Below are 18,056 nucleotides of genomic sequence, written 5' to 3' on the forward strand. Positions count from 1 at the left end.
GGATGAACATGAGCTTTAAACAAAGAGATACTGGCGGCGACGAGCGTCCAGAACGCAAATTCGGCGGTCGTAAAGGCCGTAACAAACGTCGTAAAGTATGTTTCTTCACTGCTAACAAAATTACACACATTGACTATAAAGATACGGATCTGCTTCGTAAATTTATCAGCGAACGCGGTAAAATTTTGCCACGTCGTGTAACAGGAACTAGCGCGAAGTACCAACGTCTACTGACAATCTCCATCAAGCGTTCACGTCAAGTAGCGCTTTTGCCTTACACAACGGAATAGATCTTATCAATCAAAGGCAGCCTAACGGCTGTCTTTTTTTATTTCAGAGATGTTTTTCTATAACTCAAAGAGGTATCACATGACGACACGAACAAAAACCGTCTTCTCTCGGAAGGCGGTTTTTGCTTGTGAAAAATAAATGGATATGTAGGTTAGAAGCGGTTTGCTTGCTCCTGGGCATAGTCGCCGATTATCGGTAACTTGAACCATTTTCCCTGTAAAGCAAGCAGCATGAGCACAATCCACAGTACAAATGCCACCGGTGCTAAAAAAATACCAAGAATCCAACCGATAAAAGGGATAAAGCCGAGCACAATATTAAGAACAATAAATACAACGCTTATGATAATGGACTGCATCGCATGAAACTTAACGAATCGGCTTTTCTTCTCCAGTACAAGAAATAAGATGCCAGTAATAAACATCCCAAAGTAACAAAGTAAGCCTAAAATCTTAGGATCAATACCGGTTGATGATGGTTCTGGTGAAAGAGAGGGTGATTGCATGTTTAAATTCATTCCTTTCCAAATGGATTAACTATTATGTATTCTGATTATATCAGATGTATGCAATTTCAGGGAAATAATGCTAAGTAAGCTTTATCCATAACTGTTATTAAGCAATCGTTAATGATTTGTAACCTTCATATAACGACAATCGTTTACAATAGTGTAGAATTTGTTTAAATAGAAATAAGAGAATGGGAGAGGGCTTTTTTAATATGGATAAATCAGCAAGATCTTTATCATCAAAAAGAAGTAAATGGTTCCTATCTATATTGGCAATTGTAATCATAGCTGGAATTGTAGGCTACTATAACCGTTCTGCTTTAGCGATGTGGGGTTTTGATGTGTTCTTGTCTGATAATGTAGAGAAGAAGCTCGAGAAGTCCTATAAACCGCTTGAAGGTCGTGTGACAACGCCTGTAGCTTACAAGAAAGAAAGTCCATTTTCCCTGCTTCTGCTTGGCGTTGATCAGCGGGATAAGGAAATTGGACGCTCAGATACGATGATTTATACCGTTGTCAGGCCTATTGATGACGCTATTCTAATGGTATCTATTCCACGTGATACGTACACGGAAATTATAGGTAAACAAACAAAATCAGGGAAGCAATGGAGTGACAAGATTACACACGCGTATGCATTTGGCGGAGCCAAGATGTCATTGGACACGGTCGAGAATTTATTTGGCTCCCATGTAGACCATTATGCTACAATTAACTTCCAAGGTTTCCGTGACGTCATTGACGCTATGGGAGGCATTTCATTGCCGATTACCGAGGATTTAGTTAATCGTGGTGCAGATCATGAGAAATTCACCGTTAAGGCTGGCCAAGACTCATACAATGGTAAGGATGCACTTAACTACGTGCGCTATCGGGAGGATGCAGGCGGCGATACAAGCCGGGCTGGTCGTCATCAAGTGTTTTTGAATGCTATCATGAGTGAGGCTTCCAAAGTCGGGCAATGGACTAAAATTCCAACTCTCATGGATACGATGGGTAACAATTTCAGTACGGATTTAACACCGGAGCATATGATTGATTTGGCAAAAAGCATGCTGCAAGCGAACAACAGAACGATCTATAGCCATACTCTTAAAGGAGATGGACATCGTTTAGTTGATGGTGGGGCTTGGTACTTTTTTGCCGATGAAGAGGATTTGACAGCTACCCAAGCTTTAATTAAGGCTTGGCTTGATCCGGCCAAGACAAAGTCCGAGTTACCGTTGCCCGTAGAATACCAAGTGAAGGACAAGAAGCCGGTAGAATCGCTCTCAGCGAAGCCGGAAGCAGCCGGGAGTAAGTAATTACGGTCTGTGGCCGAGGCCCGTTACTAAGTGGCTCCTTAAGTCTGCACAGGACTTTAGAAGAACGAAAGTGGGCGAAATCATTGAATATTGCTTTTTTCCTATTACCTAAGCAAGAGGTTGTTTGGTTGACACTTGATGCAACGCTGCGTCAAACATTGGAGCGGATGGAGCATCATCGTTATACAGCAGTACCGATTCTGGATAAGAATGGCGCTTACGCGGGTACGCTTACTGAAGGTGATTTATTGTGGTTTATGAAGAATAACCCTAGTGTATCCTTTGAACAGGCTAATAAAGTGAAGCTAGCCGACGTCCAAATGCGTCTGAACAATCAAGCTGTAAGCATTGATGCGAATATGGTCGATCTGGTCTCATTGGCTAAAGTGCAGAACTTTGTACCAGTTGTGGATGATATGAATCGGTTCATTGGTATTGTAAGACGGAGCGATATTATTGATTATTGTGCGAAGCTGATAGTGAATGGAAATACTCTTGGGGATAAAGAAATGGCCGCTGGTTAATCAACCATGCGATTGCGCTCTTGTCCGAAGCATAGTAGGATAGAAGGTAACAGTTGGAAAAGAATCTTGGGATTCATAACGGCGTCGTCCTCCTGGGGGATGACGCTTTTTTAAAATGTAAGAAAGTATAAGTTTTTTCCATACTTTGCTTATATTTCAGAGGGAAGAAACTTGCTTCGCCGCCAAGGACGGCGTTAGCTGTTTCTTCTTGATAAGCAGGAGGCAGATGAATGAATAGAAGTCGAGGTAGGAAGCAAAGCGGAAGGCGTCCGCTTCGTGCATTTATGGCAATCGCTATTGTTGCAGTAATTATTTTAGGTGGTTATCTAGCCTATTCCCTTTTCCAATCAGATGAGAATGCACCTGGCAAACAGCCGGGTCAATCAGCCGATGGGGGAAGCAATAACGGTAAGAATGGGACAGGCGAAAACGGGCAGGATGGCAATGGAGAATCAAGCGGCGATAAGGATGGAAATAAAGACGGCACGCAAGTGAATCCAACCGAAGCATTGGAAGCAGATGTTACGGAAGCAGACGTCTCTAAGATGTATGACACGGTCATTGCTGGAGGAAGAGTCATTAATCCGGAGACGAAGCTGGATCAAGAGGGATTGAACGTCGGCATCATCGATGGCAAAATCGGGGTTATTACGGCGAAGTCCTTGCAAGGAAAACGGGTTATTGATGCAAAGGGACTTATTGTATCACCCGGCTTCATCGATAATTTATCCTATGATCCTAACCCACTTGGAGTTTGGCAGAAGATTGGTGATGGGGTAACGGCGAATATCGCGATGCATGGCGGTACATCCACACCGAGCAAATGGTACAGCTATTATGAGCGGAACCATACTCCCGTTAATTTTGGAGCCTCTTACTTCTACACACAGGCTCGCAATCAATTTAAGCTAAGCCGATATGCTGCAGCGAATTCAAGCCAGATTGCGGAGCTTAGGACGCAAGCAGAGAAAGCGCTCAACGATGGCGCTTTAGGCATTTCCTTTAGTCTTGAGTATGTTCCAGGAATCGAGGCTGCCGAGATCGTTCCTCTTATGGAGCTAGCTGAGGAATATAATGTTCCGGTGTATTTTCACGGTCGATATTCCGATGCAGAAGAGCCAGGAACTGAGCTTGAAGGAACGCAAGAGCTTGTTGATTACGCAGAGAAAACAGGCGCTGCGGTACATATTGATCATATCAACAGTACAGGCGGAACCTTCTCTATGAAGGAAGCGCTGGCTATTATTGACAAGGCAAGAGCAAAAGGATTTGATATTACAGCTTGTACGTACCCCTACGATTATTGGGGAACCTATTTGAACTCTGCACGCTTTGATACGGGTTGGCAGGATCGTTTCCGCATTACCTATAAGGATTTGCAGATCGCAGGAACAACAGAACGTTTAACGCAGCAAACGTTCTCGATGTATCAGAAGCAAGGTAAGCTTGCTGTTGCTTATGCGATTCCGCCGCAAGCGGTTATAGACGCATTCAAAGAACCTTATGTGATGATTGGAAGCGATGCTATATTAGAGCCGGGCTTTAATAATCATCCGCGTGCTTCAGGAACATTTGCACGTACAATTGGGTTGTATGTTCGTGAACAGAAGGTCATGTCTCTGATGGACGGTATTGCGAAGCTCAGCTTACTTCCTGCACAGCGGTTAGAGAAGCAAGCCCCTGCATTGAAGAAAAAGGGACGTCTGGCCAAAGGCATGGATGCTGATATCGTGATTTTCGACTACAACACAATAAGCGATCGTTCCACGGTCGAGCATCCGGATCTTATGTCTGCTGGTATTAATTATGTCATGCTTGCAGGTCAGGTTGCATTGGATAATGGTAAGCTGAACAAAAAGGTGCATGTTGGGGAACCGATCCGCAGTCACTTCGACCGTGTGAATGAGATGGCGGGCACGCTGCAATGGGAGGATAAAAGTTATCCACTTGTGAGTTATAATAGCGCAGCCTATGTTGATCTTGCAGCACTGTCTGAGCATAACTACGGTGTAACCTGGGACAAGCTAACGCACACCTACAATTTATCGGAAAAAAGTAAATCATCCGATCCAGCTGTTGTTCCACCAACTCAGTCGCCGAGCAAAGGCGAGCTAATGCTGGATCGAGGGTATACAGCAAAGTCAGGAAAGCTATCCACTGCTGTGGTATCTATTGGCAAACGAGCCTTTGTTCCCATTTCTTATCTTCAAGGGATTGGATTACAAGCAGAGAATGACGGCGATGTGTGGACGATTCAATAGAATGCGCTATTCTTACTAGCTTCATCTACATGGAGGCAGTGAGCGAAACACCGGACAACTCCGAACTATGTTGTCCGGTGTTTTATGTTATAATGGGGAGTAAAGCTTAGATAAAGAATGAGTAACTTAGCAAGAGGTGAACGGTTTGAAGACCGGAGTGAAGTCTGTTTTGTGGAGTGCCGTTGCGCTCCTATTGTTACTGTCAATTGCAGTCCCCTTGCTGAATGTGTTTACCGCTGTGGTTATGATGGTACCTACGGCAATTTTGTACACAATGCTTTCTAAACGAGCCTTCACCTTGCATATGCTTGTCGTATATGTGATTGCCGTTATCGTACTTGGGCCCCCAGCTATAATAGTTGGGTTGTTCTTCCTCGTACCATCAATCGTCATGGGGCATCTGTACCAGAAGCAAACGGCTGCTCGCAAAGTATTAACCGCGACGGTATTGACGCTACTTGCGCAAATGCTGCTAGAACTTGTTTTGTTTGATGTGCTGTTTAATATGTCACTGCTGACCGAACTCAGAAAGCTAATTCAACAAACCGTAGACAATCTGAATTCGCAAGGCTTGTTGATGAACAGCCTATCAGCTGAACTTACGGAAAGCTATATCCAGGTATTGATTCATTCGATACCGATGGCATTCATTACGGTTTCCTTCCTGTTAGCCGTTATTACACATGCTATCGTGAGACCGATTCTTCGATCGATGAAACTATCGGTTCCTGGCCTGCAGCCAGCTAAGGATTGGATGCTGCCGCGTATTTTCGTCTTTTATTATTTAATCGTACTTCTAGTTGATTTGGCCACGCCAGGCAACAATAATTCATTTTTTACGGTAATGCTGCTGAATTTGGTTCCACTCATGCGACTTGCCTTTTCGATTCAGGCGATGGGGTTCTTCTTCTATATTGCAGATCAGCGCAAATGGAACAAAGCAGTGCCATTGCTCTTATGCGCAGTAGTGGTGATTTTCCCGCCGCTTAGCTTGATCGGTGTTATGGATGCAGGCTTTCCGATTCGAAAAGCGTTTAAGAAACCTTGATCACAGGGGCGAATAAGTAGATGCCAAAGTTTCTCGTAAAACGATGGCACGGAATGCACCATTTGTGGGCGTTCGTGCTGATGATATTACTGACCGTAACGTTAGCTTCGTATGAATGGTTGTTTGGCTTGCTCGGGCTTCTTCTGTCCGGTGCAGTTGGCCTTTACTCCGTCATGGCGGAGCGAGCCTTCCGGCGTGATCTAAAGGCTTATTTAGGAACGATATCTTACCGAGTAAAAAGAGCCGGCAATGAAGTGATTAGCGAATTGCCGTTCGGCATTATTTTGTATAATGAGGATAAGACGGTGGAGTGGCATAATGCTTTTGTCACCGACATGCTGGAGCGGGAATCCGTAGTAGGTGAATCGCTAAACGACTTGTTTCCAATGCTGTCTCAGGCAAAGGAGCGGGAAGGCACTGTTGAGGCTGTTGTAGGCAACGCCGTATTTGAGCTGATGTTCCGATTCGATGAGCGCCTGCTGTACGTTCGCAACATCACGCAGCGCTGGCAGCTTGCCAAGCGATATGAGGAAGAGAAGCTTGCTCTTGGTATGGTCTTGATGGACAATCTGGAGGAAGTTACACAAGGGATGGATGATCAGCAGCGGGCGACGCTGCTGTCGAAGGCAACGGCAGAGATTACCGAGTGGGCCAGCAAGTTCCATGTCTACTTGAAACGGTTGACCTCGGATCGTTATCTTGTGATTACGGATCAGAAGACGCTGAAGCAGTTAGAACTCTCACGCTTCGTTATTCTTGACGAGGTACGGGAGATGACAGGGGAGAATAAGATTCCCATGACGCTCAGCATCGGCTTTGCTGCAGGGGCAGATAGCATTGTAGATCTTGGTCATTGGGTGCAGACAAGTCTTGATTTTGCTCTGGGTAGAGGGGGAGATCAAGCTGCCGTTAAAGTGGGACAGCGACAATCGTTCTATGGCGGCAAGTCCAACGCGGTGGAGAAACGGACGCGCGTTAGAGCTCGGGTCGTGGCTCATGCACTGCGTGATCTTATTAAAGAGAGCGACAATGTCGTGATTATGGGGCATAAGATGCCCGATATGGATTCGGTCGGTGCTGCTATTGGGGTACTGAAGGCTGCGATGATGTTTAATAAAGAAGCTTTTATCGTGCTGGAGGGTGTCAATCCAGCCATTCAGAAGATGATGGAAATGCTCAAGGAAGATGAACGGTTCACGAAACGGTTCGTGACACCAGAGCAAGCGCTCGGTCTTGTTGGATCTGGCACGCTTGCTGTTGTCGTCGATACGCATAAAGCGTCGATGGTGAAGGAGCCGAAGCTGCTCACGCTAACGGAAAAAATTGTTGTCGTCGACCATCATCGCCGTGGAGAAGAGTTCATTAACAATGCGATTCTGGTCTATATGGAGCCTTATGCTTCATCGACCTGTGAGCTTGTAACCGAGCTGCTGCAATATATTCATGACCGCGTTATGCTGGATGTACGAGAATCTACTGCGCTGCTAGCGGGTATTACGGTCGATACGAAGAGCTTCTCGCTTCGAACGGGTTCGCGAACGTTCGAGGCGGCATCCTTCCTTCGGCGCAATGGCGCTGATTCGATGTTGATTCAACGGATGCTTAAGGAAGATTTGGCCGAATACATTAAGAAAGCCGATATTATCAAGCACGCAGAAATCGTCTATGAGCATATTGCTATTGCAGTGACGGAGCAAGGGAGGCAGTTCTCGCAGCTGCTTATTGCACAGTCGGCGGATACACTGCTCAATATGACCGATGTGCTCGCATCATTCGTTATTGGTGAGCGACAGGATGGTTTGATTGGGATCAGTGCACGTTCGCTAGGACATATGAATGTCCAGATTGTAATGGAACGGATGGGCGGCGGCGGACATTTAACGAATGCGGCCGCTCAGCAAGAAGGTACAGTATTAGAAGTTGCCCAGCGCTTGAAGCAGGTGCTGCAGGAAATTGATAAGGAAGAGGGGTTATTTGAATGAAAGTGATCTTTTTGCAGGATGTTAAAGGACAGGGTAAAAAAGGCGAAGTGAAGGAAGTATCGGAGGGGTACGTTCGGAATTTCTTATTCCCTAAAGGGCTTGCGAAGCTGGCCTCTGACGGTAACCTCAAGACGTTGGAAGTGCAAAGCGCCTCCGAGCAAAAACGTAAGGAAAAAGAGAAAGAGGATGCCAATGCACTTGCAGCGCGCCTCGAGGCCATGATTATTGTCGTGAAGACCAAAGCCGGTGAGGGCGGTAAATTGTTCGGTGCGATTACAAGTAAACAGATCGCAGAAGCACTAGAAGCGCAAGGCTTTAAAGTGGATAAACGGAAGCTGGAACTGGAAGAACCTATCCGTACGCTTGGCGTTACTGAAGTTCTCCTTAAGCTGCACCCTGAAGTGAAAGCGAAGCTAAAGGTTCAAGCGACAGAGGAATAAACTAAAGGCATAAAAGGAGCCATACGAAACAAATGAGCAATGAGCTGATGTTTGACCGTGTGCCCCCGCAAAATGTAGAAGCTGAACAAGCTGTGCTTGGTGCGATTTTGCTGCAGTCAGAAGCATTGATTACGTCAATGGAACGGCTGCGCAACGAGGATTTCTATAACTCAGCGCATCAGCTCATCTTCGAAGCGATGGTGGAGCTTGGTGAAGCGAGCCAGCCAATTGACTTGGTGACGTTGACGGCTTATCTGCAAGACCGACATCAGCTGGAAGAGATCGGCGGCGTAAGCTATCTAGCAAGGCTCGCCAATTCTGTTCCTACGGCTGCAAATGTTGATTATTACGCTCAAATTGTAGAAGAGAAGTCTATGCTGCGCCGGCTGATCCGGACAGCTACTAATATCGTCTCCAATGGTTATGCGGGTGAGAATGAAGTTGGGATATTGCTAAGCGAAGCTGAGCAGCGCATTATGGAGCTGTCTAATCGTCGTTCGAGCACTGGCTTCGTGTCGATCCGTGATGTATTAATGGAGGTATTCGAGAAAGTCGAGCTTCTCTATTCCAATAAGGGTGGCTCGACGGGCATTCCATCAGGATTTATCGATCTCGATAAGATGACGGCAGGCTTTCAGCGCAATGATCTTATTATTGTAGCTGCTCGTCCTTCTGTAGGTAAGACAGCTTTTGCACTGAATATTGCCCAAAACGTAGGCGTTAGAGCACGTGAGACGGTTGCAATCTTCAGTCTTGAGATGTCAGCGCCCCAGCTTGTCCAGCGGATGATCTGTGCGGAATCCAACGTAGATGCGGGACGACTGCGGACGGGTTTCTTAGAAGGCGATGATTGGGAAAAGCTAACGATGGCGATCGGTTCCTTGTCTGAAGCGCAAATCTTCATTGATGATACGCCAGGCATAACTGTTACGGACATTCGTGCCAAATGTCGGCGGCTGAAGAAGGAACGCGGTCTGGGTATGATTCTGATCGATTATTTGCAGCTCATTCAGGGACGAGGCAAAGCCGGCGAGAATCGTCAGCAGGAAGTCTCTGAGATTTCACGTACCTTGAAGCAAATTGCCCGTGAGCTGGAAGTACCCGTTATCGCACTATCACAGCTAAGCCGGGGTGTTGAGCAGCGGCAGGATAAACGTCCAATGATGTCCGATCTTCGGGAATCCGGATCGATCGAGCAAGATGCGGATATCGTAGCATTTCTCTATCGGGATGATTATTATGACAAGGAATCCGAGAAGAAGAATATCATTGAAATTATTATCGCCAAACAGCGGAATGGTCCTGTTGGAACGGTCGAATTAGCCTTTTTGAAGCAGTTCAATAAGTTCGTTAGCTTAGACCGGCAGCACCAGGATCCAAGCCAAGCTTCCTAGAAAGAAGAATATTAGGTCTGTCATCGTTCTAATTCCGAACAATTGTATGGGCAACCGTGCAATTGTTCGTTTTTCGTTGACTTTAAAAGAGTGGACTGCTAAACTAATAATGCTGCCTGAGATTGGCAGTCATTTTGCTTGTGTGCAAAACTTGTAATGGGGGTATATCCATGTCAACGGTAGTTGTAGTTGGAACGCAATGGGGAGACGAAGGCAAAGGAAAAATTACCGATTTTCTAGCGGATGGTGCAGATGTAGTAGCCCGTTACCAAGGTGGTAACAATGCTGGACATACCATTCTTATCGGCAACAAAAAGTACAAATTGACCATGATTCCTTCTGGAATATTCAATGAAAATAAAGTATGCGTCATCGGGAACGGAATGGTTATTAATCCATCTGCTTTGATCGACGAAATTAATTATATACATGAACATGGGTTCTCATCCGACAACTTAAAAATTAGCGACCGTGCGCATATCATTATGCCATATCATCTGGTACTTGATGGTCTTGAAGAAGAGCGCAAAGGCGACAACAAAATAGGTACAACTCGTAAGGGGATTGGTCCTTGCTACATGGATAAAGCCGCTCGTAACGGTATCCGTGTTGCGGATTTGCTCGATGCGGAGGAGTTCGAAGGTAAGCTTCGCCGTCTTGTTGTTGAGAAGAACCAAGTCATTCAACAGGTATACGGCGGCGAGCCAATTGATTGCGATACGGTACTTACTGAATACCTAGGGTATGCAGAGAAGCTTCGCAAGTATGTAACGGACACATCTGTTGTGTTGAATGATGCGATTGATGGTGGGCAGAAGATTCTATTCGAAGGCGCTCAAGGCGTTATGCTTGATATTGACCAAGGTACGTACCCGTACGTAACATCGTCGAACCCAACAGCGGGCGGCGTATGTATCGGCTCTGGTGTTGGCCCGTCCAAGATTCAACAAGTAATCGGTGTAGCAAAAGCATACACGACACGTGTTGGTGACGGTCCATTCCCAACTGAGCTTAACAATGAAACGGGTGACTGGATTCGTGAACGTGGTCATGAGTATGGAACGGTTACAGGCCGTCCACGTCGTGTGGGCTGGTTCGACACCGTGGTTGTCCGTCATGCGCGCCGCGTAAGCGGAATTACTGGCTTGTCGTTGAATTCGCTAGACGTGCTGTCAGGTCTTGAAACGGTTAAGATTTGCACAGGTTATAAGCTGCGCGGCGAAGTAATTGAGCATTATCCAGCAAGCCTGAAGCTTATCTCTGAGTGTGAAGCTGTTTATGAAGAGATGCCAGGCTGGAGCGAGGATATTACAGATGTAAAAACATTGGAGGAGCTACCAGTCAATACACGTCGTTACGTTGAACGTGTATCGGAGCTTACTGGTATCCCGATCGCAATCTTCTCGGTTGGTCGTAACCGGGAGCAAACGAATCAGGTTCTACCAATCTACATCTAGTTCTAATGCATAGATTTGGGTAAGGAATGAGTAGAGGGCAGCTGTTTATCGCTGCCCTCTTTTTGTGCTTTTTGTATTGATTTCACAAACAATGAATGCTTCCCCCACTGACTGCCCATAATAAGAAGTATGGGCTAAAAGTAGTTACGATAAATGGCAATCTACTCATGAGTTAAAAGAGAAGATAGGTCAGTGGAGGATGATAGTGATGTGGAAAATGACAGGGTGGCTGGTGAAGACGGTTGCGGCAGGATTGATTATTAGTTTTTTGTCGATTTGGACGACAGGCTATATTGTGAATAGTTATGTAGAGACACTGCTGGGGCAGTTTAATATACCGCTGGATAAGAAGCCGTTTGCATTGGATGGTGTGTGGGGCAGCATGTGGGGAGCTAATCCTACATTAAAGTCGGATAGTGCCTCGGCAACAGATGGGAAAGCATCGACGGATAAGAAAGATGCTCAGAAGAGTGGAGACGGGGCAAGTAGCGGAACGGAATCACCTCTTGCTATAGATGCATTTAGTTCTAATCCATCAGGATCACTGAGTGATATTGGTGGCGGTTCGGGACCAAAGGGGAATAGCGGCTCTTCTGCGGGTTCAAGCGGAACAGGCAGCTCTAGCGACAATGGAAGTGCAAAGAGCGATGGGACGGAAGGCTCACATTCGACAAGCGACAGCGGAGCGGGAGAAGCGTTGAAGGATGGCGTGGCTATGACGACAGATCAGCTTAATGAAGCGAAAAGCCGATTAAGTGATGCGGATAAAGATCAGCTCTTCAACGTCATGAAGAAACTCCCGCAAACCGCATGGCAGCAAATATCAAGCTTGATGGAGGGTGGACTGACTGCGGATGAGATGACGCAGGTCCAGCAGCTCATTGCACAGCATTTGGACCGTGATGAGTATGATAGTATGATGAAGATTCTGAAGAAATATTAATCTTTTGTAGAAGGGCGATTTGTTGATCCTGAAAGTAGCGTATGTTACAGTATTATTCGAGCCAATATTTGTGATTTTGTAGGTCGAATAACATCAAACCGTTGTAACAGAACGCGAAAAGGAGACAATCATGCCCTTTTTTACGGACAAGGGTCGGATTAGGAAGGTTTGGCATTCCATACGGAACACCTTTCAAAGAGACCGATCGCAACAAGCTGCATCCAGAACTGAACACAAGAAGAACGACAATGTGACACCACGTTGGGTACATAAGAAGCCGATCACATTAGCAATTGGTGCAATTGCTGCGCTAGTCATCGTCGGATTCAGCGGCAATCAATACGTGAAGGCACATGCCGTCGATTTTGTTCAAGTATATATGAACGGTAATCTTGTCGGTGAAGTGGCCTCCCAAGACCAGGTTAACCAGCTTATTAGTCGCAAACAATCCGAATTGAAGAAGAACAATCCCAATATCACGATGGTACTCGAAACGGGAACGCTCAAATTCGAGCATAAGAGCGCTTACAAAGCGAAGCCTGCCAGCTCAGAGACGCTGCAGAAGCTTGAAGGTTTGTTTAGTGCTCATGCCAAAGGTGTTGAGCTGGTTGTAAATGGCAAGGCTATTGGCATCGTTAAGGACCAAGCGACCGCAGATGCGATTCTTAAGCGGGTCAAGGGTAAATATGCGCCTCAAACCGTGGCCAAGAAGCAAGCAATAGAGGTTACAGCACTTGCCTTCTCAAGCAGATCAGTCGCAGCAAACTCGAATCCGACGAGGTCAGCACTTAAGTCAGTTAACTTCCTTGAGAAGGTAACGACTGACGTCAAAGATGTACAACCCACCGATATTTTGAATGCTGATCAGGTATATTTAATGTTAGTCAAAGGTACGGTCAAGGCGACGAAGTATACGGTGCAGGAAGGCGACTGTGTAGGCTGCATCGCTCATAAATTCAACATTTCCAAACAAGTGATCTACGATAGAAACCCATGGATTCAGGATGATATGATTAAAGTGGGTGATGAGCTTGATCTGACCGTACTTAAGCCGCAGGTCACCGTACAAACGATTGAGAACGTGACAGAAACCGTCTCGATCGAGCCGATTACGGTCATTCAGAAGAACAGCAATATGCGTGCTGGTGAGCAAAAGCTTATACGGCAAGGTCAAAGTGGTAAGAAGAAGGTTGTATATAGACAGGTCAAGCAGAACGGCTATCTGATGAGCGAAGAACTGATTGGCGAGCAAGTGCTGGAGAGCACCGTCCCTGCTATAATTATGAAGGGAACAAAGGTGATTCTTGGTGAAGGCTCAGGCAACTTCGCATGGCCTGTATCTGGCGCGAGACTTACAAGCGGCTTTGGCCAACGATGGGGCAGGATGCATAAAGGTGTCGACCTCGTAGGAAACAGCAGCATTTTGGCCGCTGATAACGGTGTTGTCTCATTCGCAGGCACCAAGAATGGATTGGGTAACTGTATAATAATTAACCATAAAAACGGATATGAAACCACATATGGCCATTTGAGTAAAATTTCTGTTAGTGAAGGGCAGGTTGTAGAAAAAGGAGACAAAATCGGTGTTATGGGAAATACCGGACACTCCTTCGGTACACATCTCCACTTTGAGGTTCATAAGAACGGTGAACTGCAGAATCCGTTGAAATATTTATAAGGAACAGGGAGCACTGCTCAGCCTAATAGGCTGTGGCGGTGCTTCTTTGCTTCCATCCTATGGATCATCACGTTCTCACAACCTCCTCAAGATGAGGGAACTTTCATTGGGAACAAAGACATATCCTATGGTAGAATAGAAGGAGATTTGTCAGAGCTCAATGAGCTCTCCAAAGTGATGCTATAGGATGAATAAGATGTACAAGCGGCGACGGGCGGTGTAATGATGCACGGAAAAATATTAGTCGTGGACGATGAACAACCGATTGCGGATATTATAAAGTTTAATTTGGAAAAGGAAGGCTATCAGGTTATCTGTGCCTTCGATGGCGGTGAAGCGGTTCGACTCGCATTTGAAGAGCTGCCGGATTTGATTCTGCTTGATCTTATGCTCCCGGTCAAGGATGGGATGGATGTGTGCCGCGAGGTGAGAGCCCGCTTGCAGACGCCGATTATTATGCTTACAGCCAAGGACACAGAGCTCGATAAGGTGCTTGGCCTTGAGCTTGGGGCAGATGACTATGTGACCAAGCCGTTCAGCACACGGGAGCTGCTTGCCCGGGTAAAAGCGCATTTGCGCCGCCAGAAGGCGGAATCTGCAAGTGCTGCAGCAGTTGGGGCAGGTGCGACAGCGACGGAGGACAAGCAGGGACTTGGGATCTTTAATCTTTTTATCGATACGGATATGTATGTGGTCTATAAAGACAATGAGCCGCTTGATCTAACGCACCGTGAGTATGAGCTTGTGTACTATCTGGCCCGTAATTGCGGCAAGGTGATGACACGGGAGCATCTGCTGCAGGCGGTATGGGGCTTTGAATATTTCGGAGATGTTCGAACCGTAGATGTTACGATTCGCAGGCTGCGGGAAAAGATTGAGGATGATCCTAGCAGGCCCGAGTATATTCTTACAAGGCGCGGCCTTGGTTATTTGATGCGTAATCCCAAATCTGGAGGCTTCAGCTACGGATGAACGGTATACGGTTCTTTCGCACGATTCAAGTAAAGCTAATCATTATTTATGTGCTGCTTATTCTCATCGCTATGCAGCTGATTGGTGTTTACTTTATTAGTACGATGAAGACTTCGCTTACGTCAACGTTCACGAATAATATGAATGAACAGGCGAACCTAATATCCGCTATCGCTGCACAGACCTTATCCAATAAGCCGGATAAGACAGGAGCATCAAGCGAACAATCGACAGAAGAGTATTTGAGCATGCTGGTTAGCAACTTATTCAGTATCAATGAAGCGGAGATTCAGGTGCTTGATTCGAGCGGGAAGGTAATGGCTACTTCTCAGCAGTCCCACCAATCCTATATCGGGAAGAAGAATACGGCGCTCGCCGTGAGCCGTGCGCTTCAAGGCATTCCGAATAATGAGCAGGAAGTTATCGATGAGGACGGAGTGCGCAAGAAGATCATTGCCAAGCCTGTCGTGTTCAGTAAGAAAATCGTGGGAGCCGTCTATATGGTTGCTTCTATGAAGGAGCTTTATCAGACTGTCGATCGAATTAACCGGATCTTCATGTCCGGTATGCTTATTGCGCTCGGATTGACCGGCGTACTGGGTGTACTGTTGGCACATACGATTACGAACCCGATTAAAGGCTTGACCCGTCAAGCGGCAGCCGTTGCAGAAGGAAGATTTGATCAGCAGGTCCCTGTCTTGGGTAATGACGAAATCGGCCGGCTCAGCGAAGTGTTTAATGATATGACGATACGGCTGCGCGATGCGCTCTCAGCTAATGAGGAAGAGAAGGAGAAAATAACTTCTATTCTTGCCAACATGAGTGATGGTGTCGTTGCAGCAGATGAACGTGGCGTTGTCATGATTACGAATCGTCGCGCTCAGCAGATGCTGCGCGTAGAAGAGTGCGGGGGCATTCATCTGACCGAGCTATTCAGTATGGCAGATGATCAGCTCTCGGCGTTAATGAACGGGTATGAGTCCTCGGCGGTTATTCATCATGTGCGTTCTGATGGTGAAGAGGATGAGCTGATGCGCGTGACGTTCACGCCGATTCATAAGCGGGATAAAGGGATATCCGGGACGATTGCAGTGCTGCAGGATGTCACAGAGCAAGAACGTCTGGAGCAGTCACGTCGAGAATTCGTTGCGAATGTATCGCATGAGCTGCGTACGCCGCTGACGACAATTAAGAGTTATGCGGAGGCACTCAATGATGGAGCGCTGGATGAGCGAGAGCTGGGTCAGCGTTTCGTAGGCGTCATCCGTAACGAGACGGAGCGAATGATACGGCTTGTTACGGACCTGCTGCACTTGTCCCGATTGGATTCCAATCAAGCGACCTTGCGCCGGCAGCAGACGAATGTTCCCGAGATGCTGGAGGAAGTGGCGGATCGCTTCTCCTTCCAGATGCGCAAGAAGGCCATTCGAGCAGGCGTTCGTGTTGAGGATGGGATCACGTCCATATGGCTGGATCGTGACCAAATTGATCAGGTACTTGATAATCTCGTCTCCAATGCGATTAAGTATACGCTGGATGGTGGTCGAATTGAGATTATGGCTCGTAAGACAGATGCTAACAACATTGCGATTAGCGTCAGGGATACGGGAATTGGAATTCCGAAGAAGGATCTAAGTCGCATCTTCGATCGGTTCTACCGTGTAGATAAAGCTCGTTCACGTAATATGGGAGGAACAGGCTTAGGTCTATCTATTGCCCGGGAAATTGTTAAGGCACATGGAGGTACTATTGCACTTGACTCCGAATTAAACGAAGGCACCACTGTAACCGTTATGCTCCCTATTCAAGCGGGAGGTGAGTCCGCATAATGGAAAAGCTGAAGACTGGCCTATTAGCAGCACTTGTCATTCTTAGTCTCGTTCAAAGCTATTTGCTCGCTTACAGCATGCCTGGTCTTGGGGCTACGATTTCCTCGGCGCAGGATTTAATCAATCCTGGAGAGCCGATCGGCCAAGAGGAGAAAGTAGAGAACGTGATTTTCCCTGAGGATATGGTTCTGCATCTCGGTAAAGGGAAGCACACGGTGCTCTATCCTGCAACGAACTTCTATAATCTGATCTATGGCAAAATTCAGAGCCGTGAGTTCAAGGGCTTCCAGCGGAACTCCTTATCGATTGTGGATTGGAATGCGGTTCGTAATAATGATCTTGGCGTTGAGCTTCGCTTCGGACAAGGCGTTCCGGCTGAGCTGTTAAGCAAGGCGCTGAAGCTTGAAGGCGCTCAGTTGATGCAAGATGATGTGATAAGCCGAATCTGGATCTTCAAGAATAGTGATCATGACGAGGTTCGCACCTATTTCTTCAGTAATGACGGAATAACCATCTATGAATCTGTTCGCGCAGATCTTACAGCTCAGGATGTACAGATGTATGTCGGCTATGGAGAATTTCAAGTGCAGTATCAGCTTGTTGGTGATGATATATATCTGCCTCTTGGTCCCGTTGAGGGCCTCCAGTCTACGGTTGGTTATGCTTTGTATTCGCCCGATCAGATGCAGCATAACTTGTTCTTTGATCCTGGTGTGACGCGAACGATTAGCGACCGCAGTGGGTCGCAGATCTACACGGATGGCAAACGAGGTCTGCAAATCGAGCAGAATGGGAAGTGGATGAGTTACACGGATCCCGTTGCGGGTCAGGGGCTTAAGGATAACGAGATCGAGAATGTGTATGCTGCGATCTCTTTCATCAACCAGCATGGCGGATGGGACGGATTACATCGGTTTATTCATTTTGACACTCTTGAAGATAGTCAAATGGTACGATTCCAGCAGTATTATGGCTCGTATCCCCTCGTGTCGATACAGTCGTTCATGTTCGGACAGATGAAGCTGAGGCTGCAGCAGGGAGTCGTGTCCGAGTATGAACGTTCCCTCCTTACGCTTCAGAACAGGGCGGAGTCCAAGGAAATTCTTTGGCTGCCTGGCGGCGATCTGCTGAAGAAGACGTTCAATAATTATGCGCGTCGAAGTGAAGTGACAGCTGTGTATCCGGCTTTACTTGTTGCACCTGCTGATAAGAATAGGTTGAAGCTGAAGCCTATATGGGCGGTTCGTCTGCGAGATGGGTCGCAGGAGATGCTGCTTGAGGCAATGCCCAATGGGATGAAGCCGCAGGCTGGTGATCCAGGCGGGGCAGCAATTGCGAGTGGTACGAGTAACAGTGTGACGAAATCGGTGAATGATGCTGCAAAGGTGAGCGGCACCAAGGTGAAATCGTAGATGTTGAGGGGAT

General features: G+C 46.8%; 15 protein-coding genes. 14 read left to right on the plus strand and 1 reads right to left on the minus strand.

The window, feature by feature from the left end; genetic code table 11:
• The first annotated feature begins 8 nt into the window (after positions 1-8).
• Complete coding sequence (rpsR, locus tag EKN16_RS23550) at positions 9-290, plus strand: 30S ribosomal protein S18 (RefSeq protein WP_125662913.1); 282 nt, start codon at positions 9-11, stop codon at positions 288-290.
• Between the two features lie 152 nt (positions 291-442).
• Here the strand turns inward: rpsR and EKN16_RS23555 are convergent, their stop codons facing one another.
• Positions 443-796 carry a DUF4870 domain-containing protein gene (locus EKN16_RS23555; protein WP_125662915.1) on the minus strand — a complete coding sequence of 118 codons (354 nt, stop codon included), beginning with the start codon at positions 794-796 and terminating at the stop codon, positions 443-445.
• A 272-nt stretch (positions 797-1,068) separates the two neighbouring features.
• Here EKN16_RS23555 and EKN16_RS23560 point away from each other — a divergent pair, with 272 nt between their 5' ends.
• The 13 genes from EKN16_RS23560 to EKN16_RS23620 all read left to right on the plus strand — a co-directional run bounded on the left by EKN16_RS23560 (position 1,069) and on the right by EKN16_RS23620 (position 18,043).
• Entirely contained in the window at positions 1,069-2,103 is a 1,035-nt protein-coding gene (locus EKN16_RS23560) for an LCP family protein (RefSeq protein WP_232015971.1), read from the plus strand.
• Between the two features lie 83 nt (positions 2,104-2,186).
• Positions 2,187-2,627: a CBS domain-containing protein gene (locus tag EKN16_RS23565; protein ID WP_125662918.1), complete on the plus strand. Its 441-nt coding sequence runs from the start codon at positions 2,187-2,189 to the stop codon at positions 2,625-2,627.
• Positions 2,628-2,857: 230 nt separating this feature from the next.
• Positions 2,858-4,888: an amidohydrolase family protein gene (locus EKN16_RS23570; RefSeq protein WP_232015974.1), complete on the plus strand. Its 2,031-nt coding sequence runs from the start codon at positions 2,858-2,860 to the stop codon at positions 4,886-4,888.
• Positions 4,889-5,024: 136 nt separating this feature from the next.
• Positions 5,025-5,936, plus strand: a complete 912-nt coding sequence (locus tag EKN16_RS23575; RefSeq protein WP_232015975.1) for a DUF2232 domain-containing protein — start codon at positions 5,025-5,027, stop codon at positions 5,934-5,936.
• Positions 5,937-5,956: 20 nt separating this feature from the next.
• Positions 5,957-7,918, plus strand: a complete 1,962-nt coding sequence (locus tag EKN16_RS23580; protein ID WP_125662922.1) for a DHH family phosphoesterase — start codon at positions 5,957-5,959, stop codon at positions 7,916-7,918.
• On the plus strand, positions 7,915-8,358 hold the full coding sequence (rplI, locus tag EKN16_RS23585; protein WP_125662924.1) for a 50S ribosomal protein L9: 444 nt from the start codon (positions 7,915-7,917) through the stop codon (positions 8,356-8,358). The genes EKN16_RS23580 and rplI overlap by 4 nt, the downstream gene beginning before the upstream one ends.
• Positions 8,359-8,390: 32 nt before the next feature.
• Entirely contained in the window at positions 8,391-9,752 is a 1,362-nt protein-coding gene (dnaB, locus tag EKN16_RS23590; protein ID WP_125662926.1) for a replicative DNA helicase, read from the plus strand.
• A 170-nt stretch (positions 9,753-9,922) separates the two neighbouring features.
• Complete coding sequence (locus tag EKN16_RS23595) at positions 9,923-11,209, plus strand: adenylosuccinate synthase (RefSeq protein WP_125662928.1); 1,287 nt, start codon at positions 9,923-9,925, stop codon at positions 11,207-11,209.
• A 208-nt stretch (positions 11,210-11,417) separates the two neighbouring features.
• Positions 11,418-12,152 (plus strand): hypothetical protein, encoded by a 735-nt coding sequence (locus EKN16_RS23600; protein ID WP_125662930.1) that lies wholly within the window; start codon positions 11,418-11,420, stop codon positions 12,150-12,152.
• Positions 12,153-12,402: 250 nt separating this feature from the next.
• Positions 12,403-13,830, plus strand: a complete 1,428-nt coding sequence (locus tag EKN16_RS23605; protein ID WP_232015976.1) for a M23 family metallopeptidase — start codon at positions 12,403-12,405, stop codon at positions 13,828-13,830.
• A gap of 225 nt (positions 13,831-14,055) precedes the next feature.
• Positions 14,056-14,802 carry a response regulator YycF gene (gene yycF / locus EKN16_RS23610; protein ID WP_125666591.1) on the plus strand — a complete coding sequence of 249 codons (747 nt, stop codon included), beginning with the start codon at positions 14,056-14,058 and terminating at the stop codon, positions 14,800-14,802.
• The gene (gene walK, locus EKN16_RS23615) at positions 14,799-16,631 is read left to right on the plus strand and encodes a cell wall metabolism sensor histidine kinase WalK (protein ID WP_125662934.1); all 1,833 of its coding nucleotides are present in this window, start codon (positions 14,799-14,801) and stop codon (positions 16,629-16,631) included. Before yycF ends, walK begins: the two co-directional genes overlap by 4 nt.
• A complete protein-coding gene (locus EKN16_RS23620; protein WP_221226612.1) occupies positions 16,631-18,043 on the plus strand; it encodes a YycH family regulatory protein in 1,413 nt (470 codons plus the stop codon). Before walK ends, EKN16_RS23620 begins: the two co-directional genes overlap by 1 nt.
• Positions 18,044-18,056 lie beyond the last annotated feature (13 nt).

The sequence above is a fragment of the Paenibacillus baekrokdamisoli genome, assembly GCF_003945345.1.
In the GTDB taxonomy this organism is placed as follows: domain Bacteria; phylum Bacillota; class Bacilli; order Paenibacillales; family Paenibacillaceae; genus Paenibacillus_Z; species Paenibacillus_Z baekrokdamisoli.